Annotated in this window: 1 pseudogene; it reads left to right on the plus strand. The window is 75.4% G+C overall.

Going from position 1 to position 240, the window contains the following annotated elements:
* Window positions 1-240 (plus strand): annotated as a pseudogene (locus tag KVT45_RS55565) (autotransporter); the annotation flags it as partial.

Below are 240 nucleotides of genomic sequence, written 5' to 3' on the forward strand. Positions count from 1 at the left end.
CCTCTCCACCCTCCACGAGGCGAGCCGCCGGGCCTCGAAGCTGACCTCCGTCCACAAGGGCCCGGTGACCCTGGGCGCCCGGATCGGCGGCGGCCGCTACCACGACACGCTGGCCGCACCCGGCGCCGGGGACATCGTGACCGCGGGAACCCGCGGGAACGACGTGACCTTCGCGGCCGCCCAGGACTACGACGGCCCGACGACGATCCGGAACGGCGCGGTGCTGCGGCTGGGTTCGGG

Origin of the sequence: Streptomyces sp. GbtcB6, from assembly GCF_019091475.1 — a bacterium.
Lineage (GTDB): Bacteria > Actinomycetota > Actinomycetes > Streptomycetales > Streptomycetaceae > Streptomyces > Streptomyces hyaluromycini.